The 21,571-nt window shown below is 54.5% G+C and carries 22 protein-coding genes; 11 read left to right on the top strand and 11 right to left on the bottom strand.

The features are described 5' to 3' along the window. Positions 1-194: 194 nt before the first annotated feature. Together SIB88_RS20625 and SIB88_RS20620 are read right to left on the bottom strand one after the other, a co-directional pair. Positions 195-1,640, bottom strand: coding sequence for an MFS transporter (locus SIB88_RS20625; protein ID WP_412558969.1), 1,446 nt, complete (start codon positions 1,638-1,640; stop codon positions 195-197). Between the two features lie 60 nt (positions 1,641-1,700). Next, positions 1,701-2,000, bottom strand: a complete 300-nt coding sequence (locus SIB88_RS20620; RefSeq protein WP_341650577.1) for a hypothetical protein — start codon at positions 1,998-2,000, stop codon at positions 1,701-1,703. Positions 2,001-2,078: 78 nt separating this feature from the next. Here SIB88_RS20620 and SIB88_RS20615 point away from each other — a divergent pair, with 78 nt between their 5' ends. Together SIB88_RS20615 and SIB88_RS20610 are read left to right on the top strand one after the other, a co-directional pair. Next, the gene (locus SIB88_RS20615) at positions 2,079-3,035 is read left to right on the top strand and encodes a TAXI family TRAP transporter solute-binding subunit (protein WP_068520032.1); all 957 of its coding nucleotides are present in this window, start codon (positions 2,079-2,081) and stop codon (positions 3,033-3,035) included. Positions 3,036-3,108: 73 nt separating this feature from the next. Then, on the top strand, positions 3,109-4,875 hold the full coding sequence (locus SIB88_RS20610; protein ID WP_101247309.1) for a TRAP transporter permease: 1,767 nt from the start codon (positions 3,109-3,111) through the stop codon (positions 4,873-4,875). Between the two features lie 86 nt (positions 4,876-4,961). On the opposite strand, the gene SIB88_RS20605 is transcribed toward SIB88_RS20610, so the two are convergent. The 3 genes from SIB88_RS20605 to SIB88_RS20595 all read right to left on the bottom strand — a co-directional run bounded on the left by SIB88_RS20605 (position 4,962) and on the right by SIB88_RS20595 (position 7,655). Then, the gene (locus SIB88_RS20605; protein ID WP_068519944.1) at positions 4,962-5,153 is read right to left on the bottom strand and encodes a PLD nuclease N-terminal domain-containing protein; all 192 of its coding nucleotides are present in this window, start codon (positions 5,151-5,153) and stop codon (positions 4,962-4,964) included. A 120-nt stretch (positions 5,154-5,273) separates the two neighbouring features. Next, entirely contained in the window at positions 5,274-6,458 is a 1,185-nt protein-coding gene (locus SIB88_RS20600) for an NAD(P)/FAD-dependent oxidoreductase (protein WP_412558968.1), read from the bottom strand. Positions 6,459-6,530: 72 nt separating this feature from the next. Next, complete coding sequence (locus SIB88_RS20595) at positions 6,531-7,655, bottom strand: GGDEF domain-containing protein (protein ID WP_412558967.1); 1,125 nt, start codon at positions 7,653-7,655, stop codon at positions 6,531-6,533. Positions 7,656-7,838: 183 nt separating this feature from the next. Here SIB88_RS20595 and SIB88_RS20590 point away from each other — a divergent pair, with 183 nt between their 5' ends. Next, positions 7,839-8,789 (top strand): tetratricopeptide repeat protein, encoded by a 951-nt coding sequence (locus tag SIB88_RS20590; protein ID WP_412558966.1) that lies wholly within the window; start codon positions 7,839-7,841, stop codon positions 8,787-8,789. A 112-nt stretch (positions 8,790-8,901) separates the two neighbouring features. On the opposite strand, the gene SIB88_RS20585 is transcribed toward SIB88_RS20590, so the two are convergent. Next, positions 8,902-9,579: a D-lyxose/D-mannose family sugar isomerase gene (locus SIB88_RS20585; RefSeq protein ID WP_114114093.1), complete on the bottom strand. Its 678-nt coding sequence runs from the start codon at positions 9,577-9,579 to the stop codon at positions 8,902-8,904. A gap of 261 nt (positions 9,580-9,840) precedes the next feature. On the opposite strand from SIB88_RS20585, the gene SIB88_RS20580 reads away from it, so the two are divergent. The 3 genes from SIB88_RS20580 (at position 9,841) to SIB88_RS20570 (ending at position 12,431) form a co-directional block, all read left to right on the top strand. Further along, positions 9,841-10,575, top strand: a complete 735-nt coding sequence (locus tag SIB88_RS20580; RefSeq protein WP_412558965.1) for an SIMPL domain-containing protein — start codon at positions 9,841-9,843, stop codon at positions 10,573-10,575. A 77-nt stretch (positions 10,576-10,652) separates the two neighbouring features. Next, positions 10,653-11,537 (top strand): rRNA large subunit pseudouridine synthase E, encoded by an 885-nt coding sequence (locus tag SIB88_RS20575; RefSeq protein ID WP_412558964.1) that lies wholly within the window; start codon positions 10,653-10,655, stop codon positions 11,535-11,537. Positions 11,538-11,543: 6 nt separating this feature from the next. Continuing rightward, positions 11,544-12,431, top strand: a complete 888-nt coding sequence (locus SIB88_RS20570) for a 23S rRNA (adenine(2030)-N(6))-methyltransferase RlmJ (protein ID WP_412558963.1) — start codon at positions 11,544-11,546, stop codon at positions 12,429-12,431. Positions 12,432-12,504: 73 nt separating this feature from the next. Here the strand turns inward: SIB88_RS20570 and SIB88_RS20565 are convergent, their stop codons facing one another. Both SIB88_RS20565 and SIB88_RS20560 read right to left on the bottom strand, forming a co-directional pair. After that, a complete protein-coding gene (locus tag SIB88_RS20565) occupies positions 12,505-13,209 on the bottom strand; it encodes a ChrR family anti-sigma-E factor (protein WP_206928297.1) in 705 nt (234 codons plus the stop codon). Further along, entirely contained in the window at positions 13,206-13,796 is a 591-nt protein-coding gene (locus SIB88_RS20560) for a sigma-70 family RNA polymerase sigma factor (protein ID WP_068519933.1), read from the bottom strand. The genes SIB88_RS20565 and SIB88_RS20560 overlap by 4 nt, the downstream gene beginning before the upstream one ends. Positions 13,797-14,009: 213 nt before the next feature. On the opposite strand from SIB88_RS20560, the gene SIB88_RS20555 reads away from it, so the two are divergent. From SIB88_RS20555 to SIB88_RS20535, 5 genes are read left to right on the top strand one after another with little or no spacing between them, the layout of a single operon-like run. Beyond that, the gene (locus tag SIB88_RS20555) at positions 14,010-15,353 is read left to right on the top strand and encodes an NAD(P)/FAD-dependent oxidoreductase (protein WP_412558962.1); all 1,344 of its coding nucleotides are present in this window, start codon (positions 14,010-14,012) and stop codon (positions 15,351-15,353) included. Continuing rightward, positions 15,350-16,186: a DUF1365 domain-containing protein gene (locus tag SIB88_RS20550; RefSeq protein ID WP_412558961.1), complete on the top strand. Its 837-nt coding sequence runs from the start codon at positions 15,350-15,352 to the stop codon at positions 16,184-16,186. Before SIB88_RS20555 ends, SIB88_RS20550 begins: the two co-directional genes overlap by 4 nt. Before the next feature lie 5 nt (positions 16,187-16,191). Beyond that, complete coding sequence (locus SIB88_RS20545; RefSeq protein WP_412558960.1) at positions 16,192-17,469, top strand: class I SAM-dependent methyltransferase; 1,278 nt, start codon at positions 16,192-16,194, stop codon at positions 17,467-17,469. After that, positions 17,456-18,802 (top strand): MFS transporter, encoded by a 1,347-nt coding sequence (locus tag SIB88_RS20540; RefSeq protein WP_412558959.1) that lies wholly within the window; start codon positions 17,456-17,458, stop codon positions 18,800-18,802. The genes SIB88_RS20545 and SIB88_RS20540 overlap by 14 nt, the downstream gene beginning before the upstream one ends. Positions 18,803-18,831: 29 nt before the next feature. Beyond that, positions 18,832-19,374 (top strand): DUF3833 domain-containing protein, encoded by a 543-nt coding sequence (locus SIB88_RS20535; protein WP_412558958.1) that lies wholly within the window; start codon positions 18,832-18,834, stop codon positions 19,372-19,374. Positions 19,375-19,407: 33 nt separating this feature from the next. On the opposite strand, the gene SIB88_RS20530 is transcribed toward SIB88_RS20535, so the two are convergent. Genes SIB88_RS20530 through SIB88_RS20520 form a run of 3 tightly spaced genes read right to left on the bottom strand, consistent with a single transcriptional unit; the run spans position 19,408 to position 21,427 of the window. Next, the gene (locus tag SIB88_RS20530; protein WP_068519928.1) at positions 19,408-19,851 is read right to left on the bottom strand and encodes a nuclear transport factor 2 family protein; all 444 of its coding nucleotides are present in this window, start codon (positions 19,849-19,851) and stop codon (positions 19,408-19,410) included. Beyond that, on the bottom strand, positions 19,848-20,615 hold the full coding sequence (locus SIB88_RS20525) for an SDR family NAD(P)-dependent oxidoreductase (RefSeq protein ID WP_412558957.1): 768 nt from the start codon (positions 20,613-20,615) through the stop codon (positions 19,848-19,850). The genes SIB88_RS20530 and SIB88_RS20525 overlap by 4 nt, the downstream gene beginning before the upstream one ends. Next, positions 20,612-21,427: a DUF6134 family protein gene (locus tag SIB88_RS20520; protein ID WP_412558956.1), complete on the bottom strand. Its 816-nt coding sequence runs from the start codon at positions 21,425-21,427 to the stop codon at positions 20,612-20,614. Before SIB88_RS20520 ends, SIB88_RS20525 begins: the two co-directional genes overlap by 4 nt. Positions 21,428-21,571: the final 144 nt, after the last annotated feature.

Here is a 21,571-nt window from a genome sequence, read left to right as displayed (position 1 = left end):
CGGGAAATCGTCCGATTATCGAACGTCGTCCTCTTTGCGTTCCCACGCTTTCATTTGCCACAACATATGGGTTGGAACCCGTGCTGGTCCACAGCCGGTTTTACTATTTCGGGATGTTTTCCGTATTATGGAAATAGACCGGTCACAGTGATACCGCCGGTATCTCCGTCTGATCCCGGCGGATGGCCTTTAAGCTATCGCGATGTTGAACCGGATGCGGGGCCCGTTTCCGGTCCTGATCCCGATTGCCGTTCGGTGTCGTCATCGGACTGGGGATCGTCGAGTGCGACCTGACCGAAATCATCGGGATGTGCGGTGCCATCCGGGGTCATCATTTCCGCGATTTCATCAGGATCAAGGGGGCTGCTGCCCGCGGTTTGGCCATCTTCCTGATCCTGGCCCGGGTCATCGGTGATCGGGGACAGTTCAAATGCCATTGGCGTTGTGCGCGGCACGGCAACAAACTGACCCTGTTCCTCGATGCTGATACGACGGCCGAAACCGGCGCGATAGATCGCAAAACTTGCGACACAGATGCCGATAATCGCAAAGCAGACCGGAAGCGCCCATGGGCCCATATGGCCAATGGCACTGGCACCCAGAAGCGGCCCAGTGGCGGCGGATGCACCGTAAATGATCAACAGGCCACCAGATGCAGGAACAATGTCTTCGGGTTCGAGATAGTCATTCACATAGGCCACAGCCAATCCATAGATCGGCATGATGAACACACCCGTAATACCCCCCCAAAGTGTCAGGTTGTTGCGGATCATATCCGGCGCGGCAAGCGGGATCAGCCCACAGATCGCCAACCCGAACAGAACAACAATCATCACATATTGGCGCGGCACCATATCGGACAGTTTGCCGATCGGAAACTGCATGATCATGCCGCCCAGAATGACAAAGAACATGAAATAGGCGACATCATGGGTCGGCAAACCAAGGTCGGCGGCAAAAACCGGACCAACTCCGTAAATGGCCCCGGACAATACACCGGCACCCGATGCGGCAACAAAGCCGAGCGGCGAGATATTATAAAGGCGGCGGAACGTCATGCGTTCGCCGCTGACTGCCGTGGGGGGCGGCTGGCGCGTCAATGCGAGCGGCACCAGAGACAGCGACAACAGAACCGAGGCCACCGTAAACAGCTCGAAACTGCTGATCGGTGATACATTCAAAAGCAACTGACCAATTGCCAGGCCGCCAAGCGACACCGTCATATAGATGGCAATTGTACCGCCACGCGACGTGTTGTCGGCCTGCGCGTTCAACCAGCTTTCAATCACAAGATAAAGCCCCGACACACAAAGCCCGGTCAGCGCACGAAACAGCGACCAGGTGATCGGATCGACAAAAACGGCATGCAGCAACGTGATCGCGGATCCGGTCGATGCCAGGGCGGCAAAGGTTCGAATATGCCCGACCCGGTTAACCAGACTTGCGCCCCAGACAATCCCGGCAACGAACCCGATATAATAGGACGCCATAATGATACCGGTGAAGATCGGCGCGAATCCTTCTGCCGATGCACGCAGTGCCAAAAGCGATGATTGCAGCGATGCGCCACTGTTTAGCGCGAATGCGGCAAACAAAGTGGCTGACAGTGCAATAATCAGTGCGACCGGCGAGCGCGGCATGGCTTCCTCGTCTGAGTTCGTGTGGGGCAGGGACACCCTGCGGCAAGGATACGAAACATGTCAATCCAAACAAGCCATTGAAGCAAAAGGATTGTCATGCATTTTGGGGCTAACGCCAGTCTGCACAAGAAGTTCCCGTGCAATTTCATCGCCTCCTTTAAGGGCGAAGCCCTGCCGCGAATAGTGCCGGTTTTGCGCAACTGGCATGTGAAATCCGGACTGCTTGAATTCGATTGACGGCAAATCAATGCCACAAGCTGCTTGACCTTGGCGCCCCAGATGCTTTCTATGACCGGGAATTTGGTTCTTTTTGCCAAAAACCATCCTGAAAGCGGGCTGGATTTTGCGCGTTTTCGCCACCAGCGAAACGGTTCGTCTTCAAGTTCGGCAACCAAAGCCGACCGGCGGGCCACCATACAAGGGGAGGAAACCTTGAAAATGAAACGTACTCTTGGCGCCATTGCCGCCGGTGTCATGGCCCTGTCGATGGCGACTGCCGCACAGGCCGAAACCCGTGTCACCCTGAAATCGGCAAAAGCCGCATCGTCCTATTACCAGATGGCGGCCCAATTCGCCGAAGCCATGAAAACCGGTACCAACGGTGATGTGATCGTCACGGTCGAAGAAAGCCAGGGTTCGGTTCAGAACGTCATGGAAGCCATGGTACGTCCGGGCAACTATGTCTTCACGTCGCCGCCCGGTCTGGTCAGCCTCGCCCAGGCTGCCAAAGGCCCGTTCAAGGACCGCCCGGCTGAAAAATTTGCAGGCGTCCGCGCCCTGTTTCCGATCCCGTCCCTGACCATGCATTTCGTCATGCGCGCTGATTCCGGCGCGACCGATTTTGCCGGTCTCGAAGGCAAAACCATTTTGCTGGGCAAGGGCTCCTTCGGGGCCAAGGAAGGCGAAAAGTACCTTGGTCTGTTCGGTCTTGATGGCAAGGTCAATCTTGCGGATGCCGAGCTTTCCAACGCGGTTGCCGCCCTTAAAAACGGTCAGATTGACGGCTTTGTCACTGCAGGTTCCTGGCCTGCGCCCAACGTGATCGAAGCGGCTGCGGGTACGGATGTGAATGTTCTGTCGCTGTCTGATGAACAGCTTGCCCTGACCAAACGTGACAAGACGGTTATCCCGGCTGGCACCTATAACGGTCAGGACAAGGACATCACCACCGCATCACTGTCTGTTGTCGCCTTTGCGACCACCCAGATGGATGATGATACGGCCTATCAACTGACCAAGACCTTCTGGGAACAGAAAGCCAAAATGGGTGAAAGCTCGTCCTGGTGGAACGGTGTTGCGCCGGAAATGTTGGGCAACATCACCGGTAAAATCCATGCCGGCGCGCTGCGTTACTACGCCGAGGCAGGTTTCCCGGTTCGTGATGATCAGCGTTAAGTTCTGATCTTTTCTTGCATCACAGGCCCGGCAGTCTTGCCGGGCCGTTCTTTATCAAATGTACTGATCTGACATGTCGGCCATTTCTCGTCCCTTCTGGATTATCCTTGGTGCAGTTTCGATTGCATTTCACCTGTGGCTGATTTTTTCCGGCCTTGTTCCCAACCTTGTCAGCCGCCCGATCCACATGGCGCTTGCCTTGCCATGGGCGTTGATTTTTGTTGCGAAAACACCGGCACAAAAAATCTCCGGCATCGCTTTGACCATTGTCGGTTTGTTTGGATGTGGCTGGATTGTTGCCAATCATTCGGCACTTGGTGATCAGTACGGATTTTTGATGGGCAACGGGCAAATCGCGATTGCGACCGCGCTGTTGCTGATTGTTCTGGAAATGGCGCGTCGCGCCATTGGCTGGCCACTGCCCCTGGTGGCGTCGATTGCACTGCTTTATGCGCTGTGGGGGGAATATATTCCCGGTGAATTTGGGCATGCGGGGCTTCCGGTCGAAAGCATGCTGGGGACCCTGACCATTGCCGAAGGCGGCCTTTGGGGCAGTCTGACCGGGGTGTCGGTCAGTATCGTTGCGATCTTTGTGATATTTGGTGCCGTTCTGAATGCTGGCGAAGCCGGACAGGGCTTCATGAATGTTGCCGGTGCGGCTGCTGGCCGTCTTAAGGGCGGGGCTGCAAAGGTATCTGTCGTTTCGTCTGCACTGTTTGGTTCGATATCGGGATCGGCATCGGCCAATGTGGCATCGACCGGTGCGATTACATTGCCGGCAATGACCCGGCTTGGCTATCCCAAACGGCTGGCGGCCGCGGTCGAAGCGGTGGCCTCATCAGGTGGTCAGATCATGCCGCCTTTGATGGGGGCGGGTGCGTTTGTGATGGTGGAACTGACCGGGCGTCCCTATGTCGAAATCATGGTTGCGGCGATCTTGCCGGCCATTCTTTATTTCCTTGCGGTCTGGGTGGGGATCAATGCCTTTGCCCAGCGTTTCGATCTTCCCGGTGTGCCGGAAAAAGATCGCCCGACAATGCGGGCTGTGATTATCACATCATGCTTTTTCCTGGTGCCCTTTACCATTTTGCTGTGGGGAATGTTCGGGGGTGGCTACACGCCGCAATATGCCGCATGCCTTGCCCTGCTTGCCGGGGCGGCCTTGCTGTTTTTTGACGGCACACTGACTTTTGATCTGGTTCGGGCAAAGGATCGCTTTACCGACGTTTGTCTGAATGCCGGGCGTCAGGTGGCAATGATCGGGTCGATCATTCTTTGTGCCTCGATTGTGATCGGGGTTCTCGGGTTGACTGGGCTTGGGGTGAAAATTACGTCGCTCCTGCTATCCGGGTCCGGCGGGATGTTATGGCCTGCCTTGTTGCTGACGGCACTGGCCTGTCTGATCCTTGGTATGGAAGTCCCGACCACGGCGGCTTATGTCATTTGCGTATCCGTGGCGGGCCCGGCTTTGATCGAACTTGGTCTTGATCCGTTGCAGGCACATCTGTTCGTGTTCTGGTTTGCCTTGCTGTCGACCATCACACCCCCGGTCTGCGGTGCAGTGTTTATTGCGGCGGGTATGGTCGAAGAAAACTGGCTCAAGGTTGCCGGAACCGCGATGGCGCTTGGTGTCGGGCTGTATATCGTGCCGCTTGCCATGATCGCCAATGCATCGCTGATTGACCTTGGCAATGATCCGGTCTGGGCGATTGCCGCGGGGCTTAAGGTTGCGGTTGGCCTGACGGCAATTTCGTTCGGTCTGATATCGCCGCGCGCCGTCGTGACGCGGGTGGCGCTGGTTTGTGCCGGGGCCGTGGCGATTTTTGCTGCGGGCATCTGACACCACATCTGAAATGACAAAAGGCCGACAGATATCTGTCGGCCTTTTGTGTTTTGATCTGCGAACCGCGAAGGTGCGATCTGATGTTATGCTGAGACGCGGCCGCTACGCGGACCGGCAAACAGCCAGATAATCAGTCCCAGTACCGGCAGAACCAGAATAAGAACCGTCCAGATAACTTTCGAGCCGGTGCTTGCACCGCTGCCCATAACGTTGATGATGGCCCACACGTCGGCAATCAGGACCAACAGGCCAATAATTCCACCATACTCAAGCATGTTCCAACCTCGTGTTTATTGCTGCGGCGATTTTTGCCGCGCTTGTCTGATAAACGGTTGAAATGCGGTGTTGTTCCCGACAGGGGAAAGTTGTTTGCTAATTACGCGTTAAAATAAGGGTCAGACGACCTGTCCGGCGGACCAGCCTGATGACCAGGCCCACTGGAAATTAAAGCCGCCAAGATGCCCGGTGACATCGACGACCTCGCCGATGAAATAAAGTCCGGGCACGTCACGGGCTTCCATGGTTTTTGATGACAAGGCGTTGGTGTCCACCCCGCCGATCGTGACTTCGGCTGTGCGGTATCCTTCGGTGCCGCTTGGCATCACCGACCATTGATTGACATCCATTGCCAGTTTGCGAAGCGCCTTGTCCCCGGTTTCCCCGATGGGGCGTTCAAGACCGTGATTGGCCGTAATCATTTGCGCCAGCCGGTTTGGCAGGATGCGCGACAGAACATTATGCACCGCCTGCTTCGGGTTTTCGGCCTTGGCGGCTTTCAGGATCTCAAACGCATCTTCTTCAGGGTTGAGGTTGACTGTGATACTGTCGCCTTCATTCCAATAAGACGAAATCTGCAAAATTGATGGTCCGGAAAGTCCGCGATGGGTAAACAGCAAACCTTCGCGGAACTGCTTTTTGTTGCAGCCGACAACGGCATCAACCGAAATGCCCGAAAGTTCACCGGTTTTTGTGCGCAGTTCCGGATCGAATACAAAGGGCACAAGGGCCGCACGGGTCGGAATGACATTGATGCCAAACTGACGGGCGATCTGATATCCGAACCCGGTGGCGCCGATTTTCGGGATCGACAATCCGCCACAGGCAACGACAAGCGACTGACAGGTCCATTGCGCACCGGTGCGCGTCGTCACATCAAATCCGCCATTCTCCCGGCGGATGATGTTTGAAATTTCGGTATTCAGGCGAATTTCGACATTTGCCGCATCGCATTCGTCCAGAAGCATATCAATGATCTGGAACGATGATTCATCGCAGAATAATTGTCCCAGCGTCTTTTCATGCCAAGCAATGTTGTAGCTGTTCACGAGATCAAGGAAGTCGTGCTGCGTATAGCGTTTCAGGGCCGACACGCAGAAACGCTTGTTTTCGGAGATAAAATTCTCCGGGCTGGTATGGATATTGGTGAAATTGCATCGACCGCCGCCGGAAATGCGGATCTTTTCGGCGGGCTTTGCCGAATGATCGGCAACCACCACGGATCGACCGCGCTTGCCGGCTTCAATTGCACACATCAGGCCGGCTGCACCGGCACCAATGATCAGAACATCGATTTTTTTCACGTAAATCAGACCAGTTTATTTTCGATAAGTTGGCCTGCCTTATACGTGGAAATCGGCCGGTTGTCAGCGCTGTCAGGCGCAACGCTGCTTTGCGGGCTTGCCGTCGGCTGATTTGGAACCCTTTGCCGGGGATATGATTTGGTCTTTGCGATGTTGTGCGTCGCGTTCGACATCGCGTTCGCTTGCCACCTGATTGCGGCCCCGCGATTTCGCAAGATAAAGCGCATCATCTGCACGTTCGATCAACCGTGCCAACGGCTCCCCGAAACGGAATGTTGCAACGCCGATCGACACCGTGATGCGCCCGACCTTTTTCTGGTTTGATTTGCTGACAATATTGTGGGTTTCCACATTGTGGCGCAGCATGTTGGCGGCCTGTTTGGCGCAACCCAGTGTTGTTTGCGGCAAAATGATAGCAAATTCTTCACCGCCATATCGTGCGGCGAAATCCTGTCCTTTGACATTTCGCTCCAATGCTTCTGCCATCAGACGCAGAACCTGATCACCGACCTGATGGCCGTGATTGTCATTGAAGCTTTTGAAATGATCGATATCCAGGATCAGCAAGCTGACCGGTTTGCCGCTTTCCATTGCGGTCATGGCTTCTTCACGAAGTTTCTCGTCAAATGCCTTGCGGTTGGCAATGCCTGTCAGCCCGTCTGTCATGGCTTCGTGGCGCATCTTGGCCAGATCCTGACGCAGGCGTGAAATCTCGGTCGAACTGCTATCAAGGCTTTGGCCAAAGACATGACTAACATCTTCCATCTGCCGCGTTGCGCCAACAAGCGTATGCAGGGATTGTTCAAGATTGCTGAAATCCTTGCTGGAAATATAGTCGCAGAAATGGTCAAGCGCCTCGGCGTATTTGGTGGTATCGACCCCGATCTTTTTGACGTTGTTAAGCGCATTGTTAAGCTGTCGGCGCAGCTCGGTCGTGATCTGTTCGGTGATCTTGCGTTCGCGTTCGGTACTGAAAAAACGGTCATGAATTGCCTTGCACTGCAATTCGTCAAATGCGCGGTGGTTGCTGCGCAGGATATCAATCGTCTGGTTCATGTCCGGGTTGGTTCCGGCCAGATAGGAATAGAAAATCAGAAAATTGTCAGGATGGGGAATCACACCAAGCTGCGCCATCAAGTCCAGCGCAAGCTTGGAATGTTCTTCGGCATGTTCGTGACGTAGACCGTAAGTATGCATGGCCAACCTGGGGGATAATCCTGAACTGTTTCCTAACCGGCAGGTTAAGCTGTTTTTGGATCTGCTGTGTTGATGTGGATCAGTGATTTCTTATGGATGGATGCTTGCCGGTTTTAGTGTTTGTTCATTCCTGATACCTATGGTCTCATCACCGAACGGGCAGGAAAACAGGACGCGGGATCAATGACAAAAAAATGTGCTTTCTTAATTCTGGCTTTGATGCTGGGTCTTCTTTCTGTTGGCGCAATATCCCAACCGGTCCATGCCCAGACCGATGACACAAAAAGCACGGCTTCTTCGGAAAGTCCCCTTCCTGCTGATGGCATCGATTTCCGAGCACTTGATCCGTCCGAACGGTCAAACATGCCGCCCCTGATGGAACGTTATGTTCTTGATGAATTGAAAAACCTTAGGACCGAAATGCAGGGCATGCGCGCCGAACTGCTGCGCGAAGTGGTCAACCGTCAGCTCGAAGCCATCGACAAGGCCATTTCCTATTCCTCCAATACGGTTACGTATTTCTTCTATTTCGTGGCTGCGGTGGGTGCGCTTTTGACCATGCTGGGCTGGCAGTCTTTGCGTGAACTGAAATCCAGTGTCCGCAATCTGGCGGATACGGAACTGCGCCGCCTTTCCGAAGAATTCGAAGCCCGGTTGTCCTCGCTTGAGGATGAGTTGCGCCTGAAATCCAAGCTGATTAACGAACATCAGCACGAAATCGAACGTACACAGACCATCCATGCCCTGTGGTTGCAGGCCAATCAGCTGTCAAATCCGCGTTCGAAAATCGAAACCTATGACAAGATTCTTGAGCTTGCCCCGGGTGATCCGGAAGTTATGGCCTACAAGGCGGATGCGGCCTTGCAGCTCGGTGATCGTGACTGGGCACTAAGCCTGTGCAACCGGTTGCTGGCCGAGGAACCCGAAAGTGCCAATGGCTATTACCAGCGTGCCTGCGCCAATGCCGGCCTTGGCTTCCGCGAAGCCGCCCTTGCTGATTTGCAGCGCGCGGTCGAACTTTCCGAATCAATGCGTCAGCCCGCGTGGACCGAAGAAGAATTTGAACCGCTGCGTGATCTGCCGGAATTTGCAGATATTCTTGGTGACCCCAACGATCACAAGCCGGCGGAATGATCTAACCCATCTCTGCCGACCGGGACCAACCGGTACGCACCGATATGCAAATAAAAAGCCCCGCAGGGATTACCGGCGGGGCTTTTCTGTATTCAGAACGTTTGGTGTTTGATCACGTATTTGGCAGTTCATTCCACAGCGGATGAATGGGCGTGACGTCTTCTTCGATTTCGGTAAAGCGTGCATCGCAATCAAAGAAATAGTTGTCAGTCAGGTCGTCATTGACCTGGGATACTTCGCCAACAATCACCGGGCCCTTGCCCTCTTCGCCATAGAAACGATGCACAAGCGTTCTTGGCAGGGTGACACTTTGACCCGGTTCAAGCACAACCTTGCCACCTGCGGGCAGGATATTGAGCTTGCCATCCGTGCGCACGCGAACGTCATTGACCTTATCCATCTGGCCGTCTTCGGTCAGATTGCAAAGTTCGATCACAAGATTGCCGCCACCCCGCACAATGATGTCTTCCATTTTGACCTTGTGGTAGTGCCACGGGCATTCCTGATTTTCACCGACGATCATGATCTTTTCGGCATAGGGAACTTCGCCCGGCTGACGCAAGATGCCATTGCGCAGGCAAAACAGGATCAGGCCGCGCTTGTCAAAATTGCCTTCGCCATAATCTGTCACATCCCAGCCCATCTGATGGTCACGGCACCATTTCGCAAGATCGGGTTCGGCGTCCCACTGGGACGGGCTGTAATGGGCCCATTCCGGCAATTTGAATGCGATGGATGCGTACAGCTCTTTGGCGTGCTCAATGCAGGCATTGATTTCAGAACGCAGCATGGATGACCTCTTGTGACGTGTGAATGGCGTGGGCCGGTTTTGCCGACCCTGAATGTGTTGGCGCGCTTTTAACATGATGTCGGCCAGAAAGCGACCAGTTTTGAATGCATTCAAAATCCTGTTTGCACAATTTTACGGGCACATTGATTTCACGAAACGGTGCCTCGTAATTGCCGCTTTCAACGGCGATATCATGATATAAAGAATAGGCTATCCGATGGCGAATTTCACGTTTGGCGTGCAAGGGAAAAGGACGGGCACATGACGCAATCTTCAGGCTTTGCAAAAGTTTTCGCGGCAATTGTGGTCGCGGGCGGAATCGCGGTATCCGGATGGATGGTTGGCCAAGGGATCGAAAACATGCGATCACTGGATCGTTTTGTAACGGTCAAAGGGCTGGCAGAACGTGATGTCAAGGCAGACAAGGCCGTCTGGCCAATGACCTATGTTGCAACCGATGATGTGTTGCAAAATGCCCAGGCCAAAATTGATGCCGATACCAAAACCCTTCTGGATTTTCTGGCCAGCCACGGCATCACGCGCGATCAGACAGAATTGCAAAACCTGCAGGTAACCGATCAACTGGCGCAGGCATATCGGTCCGGCCCGGTTGAAAGCCGGTTCATTGTCAATCAGACCATTCAGGTCCGCACAGATGATGTTGATGCGGTGGTGGCCGCATCACAGGATATCGGAAAGTTGCTTCAGGGCGGCATTGTTCTGGGCGGGCAGGGCTATAATCCCGGGCCGAGCTATCTGTTCACCGGTCTGAATGCCATCAAGCCCGACATGATTGCGGCGGCAACGGCGAATGCGCGCGAAGCTGCCATGCAATTTGCCACGGATTCCGGTGGGCAGCTTGGTGGTATCCGCCGTGCAACCCAAGGCCTGTTTCAGATATTGGCCGGTGATGGTGCCCCCAATATGAACGAAGCCAGCCAGATCAACAAAACCGTGCGTGTTGTCACCACCATGGAATATCTGATCGAGGATTAAGTACGTTCATTGCCGTTATGCGATGATCATCACCGGGACATATTGACAGACCCGACAAAGCTGGTTTTATGCGCGCCATGGCGCAATTGATCCTGTTTAACAAGCCGTATGGCGTTTTGACCCAGTTTACCGACCGTGAAAATGGCCGGGCGACGCTTGCTGACTATATCGATCTGCCGGGGGTCTATGCCGCCGGTCGCCTTGATCGCGACAGCGAAGGATTGCTGTTGCTGACCGATCACGGGCCGCTAAATGCACAGATCGCCCATCCGAAATACAAAAAGCCCAAAACATATCTGGTGCAGGTCGATGGCGAACCAACCGATCAGGCGCTTGACGATTTGCGCAATGGGGTCGAGCTTAAAGACGGCATGACCCTGCCTGCCAAGGTCCGCCGTATCGATGAACCCGCCAATCTGTGGGAACGCGATCCCCCGGTGCGTTATCGCAAGGAAATCCCGACCAGCTGGATCGAACTGACCATCACCGAAGGCCGCAATCGGCAGGTTCGCCGCATGACGGCCGCTGTCGGCTTTCCGACATTGCGCCTGATCCGTCACGCGATCGGTGACTGGGCGCTGGATGGTCTTGCCCCGGGCGAATGGAAAATCATTGATGTTGATGCCCCACCGGCAACCCATCGCCGTTTGTCGCCCGGATCGGCAAAGCCACCAAAGCGGACCGAGCTTGACGCCGCGTCAGATGCCGACGCGCGCGAAGTAAGCCCGGCCCGCCCGTCGCGCCGCAAGGGTGGCTATAAGTCCGCCCGCCAGCGCCATCAGGCATCGCATAGCGCATCGCAGAGTGACGAAAACGGGACGTCAAACCAGTCAGGGTCTGGCCGCCATAAAGGATCACGTAAAGACAACGCCAAATCCGGCAACCGGGCATCTGCACGGGGCGGGGCAAAATCACGTCCGGGCGGCGGTGGGCGCGGCAATACGCGCCCCGGGAAAGGATAAAGGGACATGCTGAGCTATCTGCACGGATTTCATGCCGGGAATTTTGCCGACATGCACAAACACGCGGCCTTGTGGCTTGTCCTGTGTCATTTGCGCAAAAAGAAAAAACCGTTCTGTGTGATCGATACCCATGCCGGATCGGGTTGGTATGATCTTGGCAGTGATCAGGCGGCCAAGACCGGCGAATGGAAGGACGGCTATGCGCGGGCAAAGGCCGGACCAAATCCGCCGGAAATGCTGGCAGCGTTCCTTGATCATGTGGCGCGTTTTGATCCGGTGGCAAAGGGCCGCGATTATGGTGTGCGCGAAGAAGATGCCTATCGTGGGCCGTTTTATCCGGGATCGCCATTCATTGTGCGCGAAATGCTGCGCGAAGAAGATGAACTGATTCTGATGGAACTTCATCCGCGCGAACATGAAACCCTGCATCATCGTGTCAAACGCGATGGCCGCATCCATCTGCATAAACGTGACGGCTATGAAGGCCTTGTAGCCATGATGCCGCCTGCGATCCGTCGCGGACTGGTCCTGATGGATCCGAGCTATGATGTGAAACAGGATTATCAAAAGGCCGCAAACGCCGTGCAGCATGCATGGGAGAAATGGCCAAATGGCACCTTCATGCTGTGGTATCCGATCCTTGAGGACGGATTTGACGGTGATTTGCGCACATCATTTGGTGCGATCAAGGCATCGGGCGGGGTTCTTTGCGCCGAACTTGCCACTGATCAGGGCGGGGCAAAGGGACGGATGCGCGGCACCGGCTTGCTTGTCATCAATCCGCCCTGGCAATTTGATCAGCAGCTTGCCGACATCGGCGACTGGCTTGCCAAAACCTGCAAATTCCCCGGACCGGCACAGCACAGAATCAACTGGCTGGTTGCTGCGCAATAATCCCATACCAACCGAAAAAAAAAGCCCCGCAGTTTCATCCTGCGGGGCTTGGCGCGTTGGGACGCATCGGAAATCAGATACCGAAAAATGGCTGCAACAATTTCGGCAAAAGGCGGTTGAACTTCATCGGGGCATCGGTTGCGATCAGGCAGATGCATTCTTCTGCCGTATCGGCAATCGGCTGATGATCGACATCATCATCCAGATCGGCAACATCGCCGGCCCGGAACCGGCCGATTTCATCGATATAGGATCCCTTGATCAACAAGGTCATTTCATGACCATGATGTCCGTGATCCGGGATCGAAATACCCGGCGCGATTTTAAGCAAACGGACCGTACCCTTGCTTTCGATCGATTTAAGCTGGAACTGTTTCACACCCGGCGCCAGCGACTTCCACGGGATGTCGTCAAGGGATGTGACATCCTCGGGCAGAAGTTCCGCCAACGGACGCGGAAGCGACGCCATGGTGCTGCCGGTAATGCTTTCACCAACCGCAATCCGGCGCATGGTGGGCAGCTTTTCGGTCACAATATTTTCGTTGGTTGCTTCGCGCTCAAGCATGGCCATCACGTGATCAAGTGAATGATCACTCATTGACATGCTGTCGGTATTTTCAAGCACGGCACCGCCCATGGTTTCGAACCCGCTTACCTTGTTGCGGCAATGCGGACACAGGGTCATGTGGGTTGCCACCAGCAGTTCCATCGCCTGTGACAGCGACCCGCTGGCATAATCCATCAATGTCTGGTCAGTTGGATGATGCTTGATATTCATGCGACACCTTCCAGTCCGCCGCGCAGCTTACCCAGGGCAAGGCGCAACCGGGACTTAACTGTCCCAAGCGGGATATTCAGACGCTCTGCGATTTCGCTGTGTGAGCAATCTTCAAAAAACGACAATTCGACAACTACCTTCTGATCGGCGGGCAATTCTTCCATCGCAGCTTTGACAAGAACCGCTTCCTGATCGCGGCCGACCACTTCATCGGCCAGCGGATCTTCGTCAACAATAAGCGTCGGGTCGGAATCATCCACCTCGATATGTTTGCGCTGGCGGAACCGGTCAATGCGCAGGTTCCTGGCCACGGTAAAGATCCATGTACTGGCCGCGGCCTTGGACGGATCAAACAGATGCGCCTTGCGCCAAACCTGCATCATCGCTTCCTGGGCCAGTTCCTCGGCGGTTTCGGCATTTCCGCCAAACCGGAACATATAGGCCTTAACGCGCGGGGCAAAATGCGCGAACAGTTGCGCAAACGCTTCCCGATCGCGGGTTGTCGCGACGGAAACGATCCAATCGGCACATTTTTTCGCCTCAACCGGGTCTGCCGGGCCGGGGCGTTTGGACTTGGTGCCGGTCATTGTGGTTTCAGGTCCCCTTTGGGGCCGCGCCAAGATCATGTTCATCATGACTTTAATACGGCGGCCGTGTTCTTTTGGATCAGATGAAATTGTACGTTTTCTGACAGGTACTTACAATGACATCACATATAAACTGCTAAGTGATCCGCATGTTATTGCCATGCGTATTGATATGTAGTTTTGAAAACATAACTGCAAGCAGGCCGGTTCGATATGAACGTTGTCACTTCGGGAAAACTCAATATTGCGGTTGTCGGTTCTGGCATTTCCGGCCTGTCGTCAGCCTGGTTGCTCAGCCAATCCCACAACGTGACCCTGTATGAAAAGGATGATCGGCCCGGTGGTCATTCCAATACGGTGGATGCCGACAGCACCCCGGTCGATACGGGCTTTATCGTTTACAATACGCGCTGTTATCCAAATCTCTGTGCGCTGTTTGATCATCTTGGTGTTGAGACTGCGCCAACCGACATGTCCTTTGCCGCATCGATGGATCGGGGCGGGTTGGAATATGGTGGTGGCGATCTTGGGGCACTGTTTGCGCAAAAACGCAATCTGCTTCGCCCGCGGTTCTGGAAAATTGTGCGCGATATTCTGCGCTTCTACCGCGAAGCACCCGGTGCTCTTGCAGATGGCAGTGCTGAAAAAATCAGTCTTGGCGATTATCTTCGCGAAAACCGATATTCATCGGCATTCATCAATGATCACTTGTTGCCGATGGGGGCTGCGATCTGGTCGACACCGGTCGATACCATGATGGCATATCCCTTGGCGGCCTTCGTGCGGTTCTGTCAGAACCATGGATTGCTTCAGCTTAAAGACCGGCCGCAATGGCGGACGGTGCTTGGCGGATCGCGCCAGTATGTGAAACGCATGACCCAAGGCATTTCGGGCGGTGTGGTTCTGGATCGTGCAATCGCAAAGGTCGGTCGAAACCCGGCCGGTGGTGCGTTTGTCGAAGACCGTTACGGCAACCGGGAAATCTATGATCACGTGGTTCTGGCTTGTCATGGTGATCAGGCTTTGGCACTCCAGGATGATCCGGCTCCCAAGGTCAAAACGCTTCTCTCGGCGTTCAAATACGAACGCAATCTTGCGATACTGCATAGTGACCCGGCCCTGATGCCCAAAAACCAAAAGGTCTGGTCAAGCTGGAACTATCTGGCCGAAGAACAGGACGGCGAGAAAAAGGTTTGTGTTACGTACTGGATGAACCGGTTGCAGCATCTGGATCCTGCCAAACCGCTATTTGTGACCCTTAACCCGCCCCGTCATCCCGCATCGGGCAGTGTTATCCGTTCATTCCTGTATGATCATCCGCTGTTTGATGCGGGCGCAATGGCGGCGCAAAAAGACCTTTGGTCGATCCAGGGTGTCGATAATCTTTGGTATTGCGGAAGCTATTTCGGTTACGGTTTCCATGAGGACGGATTGCAGTCCGGCCTTGCGGTGGCAGAAGCCCTTGGCAATGTGCGCCGTCCCTGGATCGTTGACGATGAAAATGGCCGCATCCACGTGACCGGAACCATCGTCCCGCAATCAAGCGAGGTGTCATGACCTCAACATCGAAGCCAGCCCCTTGGGCATCCGCCCTGTATGAAGGTGTCGTCACCCATAACCGGTTGCGGCCGAAACGGCACAAGCTGCGCTATTCGGTGTTTTCGTTCCTGCTCGACCTTGACGAGATCGATGATCTTGCCGCCAGATTGCGTTTGTTCAGCCGCAATGGTTTCAATCTGTTTTCCTTCCATGACCGTGATCACGCAGACGGGGCGGGGCAGAATTTGCGCACCCGTCTCGAAGCCATTCTGGCAGAACATGATTTGGCTGATTGCGCGTCACGGATTGAACTTCTTTGCTATCCGCGGCTGCTGGGTTTTGTTTTCAATCCGCTATCGGTTTATTTTTGTTATCGGGCGGATGGCGGGCTTGGTGCGATGCTGTACGAAGTTTCCAACACTTTTGGTGATCGCCACAGCTATCTGATCCCGGTCGGACCAGACGCGATTGATGACAAGGGTGTCTTGCGCCAATCCTGTGCCAAGGGTTTCTATGTTTCACCCTTTATCGATATGGTGGCCGATTACCATTTCCGTATTCGCATTCCGGGTGAAAATGTTGCGGTGGCGATCCGCGAAACCGATGCCCGCGGGGCGTTTCTGAATGCGGCTTTTGTTGGTGATCGAAATGCCCTGTCTGACCGTAAACTGTTCGGAGCGTTCATTCGCTATCCTTTGATGACGCTCAAGGTCGTGGCGGGCATCCACTGGGAAGCGCTTCATCTTTGGCGCAAGGGGATGACATTCCATAAACGACCGGCACCACCACAAAGACCGGTGACCTATGTTCTGGAAACCGGGACCGCAGCGACCCAAGCAGGAAAGAGATAAGAACAATGCCTGACCGTAATCCGACGGCTTCTGAATTGTCTGTTCCATTGCGTGATCGTCTTGTGCCCTTGCTGGGCAGCATGACCGGAAATCGCAGCCTGCTTAAGGTAATGTTGCGACGGGTATTGTCGCATTTGCAGTTCGGGCGACTGACCATCGTTCTGCCCGACAATGACCATCTGCATTTTACCGGTGATCAGGAAACGGATCTTCAGGCTGCCATTCACATCCATGACTGGCAAGCAATCCGCAAACTGGCCACGGGCGGCGATGTCGCCTTTGCCGAGGCCTATATGGATGGCAGTTGGAGCAGTCCGGACATTACCCGTCTGATGCGCGTTGCAATGCTTAATGAAAACATCGTGCGTGCCCGTCTGGCGGGTGGCTTCCTGTCACGGATGGTGGCGCGTCTTGGGCATTTGCGCAACGCCAACACCCTGGAAGGATCCAGACGCAACATTGCCTATCACTACGACCTTGGAAACGAATTCTATTCTGCGTGGCTTGATCCGGGGATGACATATTCTTCGGGCTATTACAGCAGCCCGAATATGTCACTTGATGGGGCGCAAACCGCAAAATATCAGCGCATCTGCGATCTCGCAGAATTGCAGCCCGGTGAAACGGTGCTCGAAGTCGGATGCGGCTGGGGCGGGTTTGCCGAACTGGCAGCAGGCAAATATCGGTGCAACGTAACCGGTCTGACCTTGTCGGCCGAACAGCACGCCTATGCACGTCGCAGGCTTCTGACACAGGGGCTGAATGACCGCACAGACATAGCGCTGCGCGATTACCGCCATCAGGACGGAAAGTTCGACAAGATCGTTTCAATCGAAATGTTCGAAGCCGTCGGCGAAGAACATTGGCCAACCTATTTCGAAATGATCCGTAAATGTCTTCGTCCCGGCGGGCGTGCGGTTTTACAGATCATCACCATTGATGATGCGCGATTTGAAACCTATCGCAAGGGTGCCGACTTTATTCAGCGTTATATCTTCCCCGGTGGAATGCTGCCGTCGCCAACCGCGCTTTCGGCGGCTGTCAATCAGGCAGGCCTGACCGTTGCCCATAGTGAGTTTTTTGGCAAGTCATATGCCCGCACGCTGGCCGAATGGCAGCGCCGTTTTCAGCATCGCTGGGATGACATCGCCAAACAGGGTTTTGATCAGCGGTTCAAACGCATGTGGGAATATTATCTGGCCTATTGCGAAACCGGGTTTGATTGCGGCTCGATCGATGTTGGATTGTTCGTGATCGAACATCCCGGCAATGCCCGCGTCTGATATTTCCCGGAATACAGCGCTTCTTTATGCGCTTCCGGCGATGGCGGCAGCCGTGCCAACCATCCCGGCCTATGTCCTGTTGCCAAGTTATTATGGTGATGACCTTGGGGTGGGGCTTGCGGCCACCGGGGCCATATTGCTGTTGGTGCGCGTGATTGATATGGCAACCGATCCGTTGATCGGGTGGTTGTCTGACCGGTCCGGGTCACGCAAAAGCTGGGTGGCGATCGGTGCGGTGATTGCCGGTATCGGTTTGTGGAATCTTTTTACCCCGCCTGACAATCCCGATGTGGCCTATCTGTTCTGGTGGGCGACGATCCTCTTTCTGGGCTGGACCCTGTTTCAGGTCCCCTATCTTGCATGGGGGGCTGATCTGTCGGGCGATTACAAAACTCGGACCTCTTTGACGGCCTGTCGCGAAGGGGCCGGCTTGATCGGCATTGTGCTGGCGGGTGGGCTTCCCGTGTTGCTGGATGCTGCCGACCGGTCTGATGAAATCAGGATGCTTGCCCTGACGACCCTTGTTCTGGGGGCTGTTTTTGTTGTGCTTCTGATCTGGCGTGTGCCCGATCCTGTTGCGCACCAAACTGTTGCAACATCACCCTTGGCCCCGATGGGTAATCTGACGTTCACGACAACTTTGCGGCTGGGACTTCGCAGTTTGTCGGGCAACCGTCTGTTTGTGCGACTGCTTGCTGCATGGATGATCAACGGTCTGGCGGCGGGCCTGCCTGCTGTGTGTTTTCCGCTGTTTGTGCGGTATTTTTTGCAGCTCGATCGTGATGCTGAAAATATCCTGATCCTGTCCTATTTTCTGGCGGCAATCATTGCCATTCCGCTTTGGGTTGGTTTGTCGGCACGGTTTGGCAAACATCGCATCTGGTGTATAGCGATGATCATGGCGATTGCGGCCTTTGCTTTTGTGCCGTTTCTGGGATCTGGCGATTTTGTCGGCTTTGGCGTGATTTGCCTTGTGACCGGGGCGGCATTGGGGGCCGATCTGGCATTGCCGCCGGCGATACAGGCCGATGTCGATGACTGGGACCGTTACCGGTTCGGGGTCAGACGGACGGCCCTTTTATTCGCCCTTTGGAACATGACCAACAAACTTGCCATGGCATTGGCGGCCGGAATTGCGCTTCCGGTGCTGGGGGCTTATGGCCTGACCGAGGGGGACGGGCAAAAAAGCGGTGCCTTGCTCGTCCTGGTTCTGATCTATGCGGTGTTTCCCGTCGTATTGAAAGCAGGAGCAATCGGGATGATGTGGCGCTTTCCACTGGGAAGTCGGCATCAGGTTGCCATTCGTCGGCGCCTTCTTCGCCGCAGAGTTTGATCTTGGGGTCAGGAATCAGGAGCAAGCCTATGCTGCGTAAAATGATTGCGCTGAGCTTTTTATTGGTACTAACCGGATGTGGGTCGATGAAACCGCAGGATTTTGCGCAAAAGGAACCCGTCTTCGATGTCTTTGACTATTTCGAAGGCAACAGCCGGGCATGGGGAATATTCGAAGACCGGTTCGGGACTTTGCGTCGTCAATTTACCGTCGATATCACCGGCACGGTCAAGGACGGCACCCTGACACTGGAAGAAGATTTTCTGTATGACGATGGTGAAACCGATCGTCGTGTCTGGGTGATCACAAAGACCGGCGACCATGCCTATGAAGGACGGGCTGACGACATTATCGGCACCGCGATCGGAAGCCAGTATGGCAATGCGCTGAACTGGTCTTATGACATGGATCTCAAGGTCGGTGACGGTGCCTGGCGCGTCAGCTTCAATGACTGGATGTTCCTGCAACCCGACGGGGTTTTGGTCAATCGCGCCCGGGTTCGTAAATGGGGCTTTGAAATTGGCGAAGTGACCCTGTTTTTCAACAGAAACAACAGTCTTGCAGCGAACTAGGGTTTGGCTGGGGTGTGGGTTAGCAACCGGGCGTTAGCCTGCAACACGACGCGCAAGACGTTTGATGATCCAGCCAAGGATCGGCAATTTTCCATAGAAATGCTGACCGGAATCCCAGTAATCAACATGGGATGCCAAAAGGCTGCCATCCTGGTTGAATGTCAGTTCGGTCATGCCGCAAAATTCCCAATGTCCGATCACCGGAATTTTTGCCGAGAACTGCCAGCGCAAGAACCCGATATCACCATCAAGGGCCTCGTGGGTGACAACAAAATTGGGGTTCTCGGTATCGGTGAATGTTTTGCCAAGATAGGCGCAAACATCATCCGGCCCCTTGCGGGTGGTAAAGGGATCAGAAAACGTAAAATCGTCTGTGACCATCCCGGAAAGCTCGTTAACGGTTTCCGGGGACAGGTTTTCAAAATAGGCGCCATAAGCAGCAATCAGATGGCGTTTTCTGTTTTCAGTCTCGTTCATGCCTTCACCAGTTTGCGCATCAGTTTGAAGAACAGCCCATAGGGCAAAATACGCGTCAGTTTCAGTTGCCGGACAAAGGGCGGCGGAAACGCGATTTCGAAATCATCCTTGCCGCACAAGTCTTTATACATGAAGTCTGCCGCCTGATCAGGTGACAGCAAATAGGGCATTTCGAAATCGTTCTTGTCGGTCAGACGCGTTTTGACAAAACCCGGATTGATTACCCGCAACAGAACGCCACTGCCCGATAATTCGGTGTGCAATGTCTCGCATAAATTGATTAGTGCGGCCTTGGTCGGGCCATAGGCCGCCGCATTGGGTAATCCGCGATATCCCGCAACTGACGACACCACGGCAATTTCCCCGGACCGACGCGCGCGCATGCGCGTTAAAAGCGGCTCCAGACAATTGACCACGCCCATGTAATTGGTATCGATATGGCTTCGAACCGTATCTGCCGAAAAATTCGCGACTTTCATTGGCGAATAGATACCGGCTGCCAGCACGGCCAGATCAGGCAGGCCGAATTCCTCCTCGATCCGGGCCAAGGCGGATTTGACCGCATTCGGATCGGTAATATCGACGGCAACGGGAATGACCCCGGGCAATGCATCGGCCAGTTCGCGCAATTTGTCGCCATTGCGGGCTGAAATGATGATGTTCTGCTGTTCGGATGTCGGGTTGTTTGCGAATTTGGCGGCCAATGCGGCGCCAATTCCGGCTGACGCACCAACAATCCAGATGGTTTGAAAGTGCTTTTTCATCCCTGTTCCTTTGCGGCATTGCGGGTTTGGCAATTCATGCAGCGATAGGTGATGGTCGATCCGTCACGCGCACGAAACTGCAACCCGACCCAACGCCCAAGATGGTCGTACCAGGCATCGGTCTTGAGTTCGCCATTATAACGAAAGCCGGTGGCACGGATTGATCCGTCCATTGTGCGCAGCATTTCGCTTTGACCGGCAGTGATGGTGACCTCATTCGGTTTGCCGGTAATCGTGTTCAGAACCGATTTTCGGGCCAGAACACCGCAATGCCAGTGATCGGTCGGAAAGATGTCTGTCGGGATGACCTGGCGACCACCCGGGCCGTTCACCACCAGATGATTGGCCTCACGGGTGGCCGTGACATCCGTTCTTTCACCGTCATCATCAACATTTACCGACAGTCGCATCAACCGGTTACCTTGCCATATGCTTTCGGATCGATATGCAAACCGATAGGCATTAAAACCCAGGATGCTGATATCGATATTGCTTTGGGCCACGACCTGAAGCCCGTCGCGCCCGCGATTGAAGGTCACACTATGAACCCCGACCGGGGCATCATTGCGGCGGATTTGAAATTTAAGTTCCGGACCGTATCGTTTGATCGGATCAAAACCCTTGCATGTGTCAGGCCGGTCAAAGGCGGTTGATAAAGCCGTATCGGTGGCAAGCCCGTTTGATGGCACCGGGCTGTCATCGGATTTGATCGGGCTGCCATGGGTCATCTTCGGGATGGCCCCAATGCCGATTGCGGCCAATATCGCCACAGCACAAAGAACAGGTCTGACATGTTTTGAAACGTCAATCATGATCAAGAGTTCCGGGTTGCACGCATACAGGTTGAATGACCGGTTGTCTGATCTTGTTACGCTGTCACGGGATCGCTAGATCAAATGTCATCATCATTGCCCGGCATCGCCTGATGGGGTAAAGCAGGGGCTTGTATGAAAGGC

The sequence above is a fragment of the Thalassospira sp. MIT121401 genome (genome assembly GCF_047125595.1).
Classification (GTDB): domain Bacteria; phylum Pseudomonadota; class Alphaproteobacteria; order Rhodospirillales; family Thalassospiraceae; genus Thalassospira; species Thalassospira povalilytica.
This window is presented reverse-complemented; position numbering and strand designations above follow the sequence as displayed.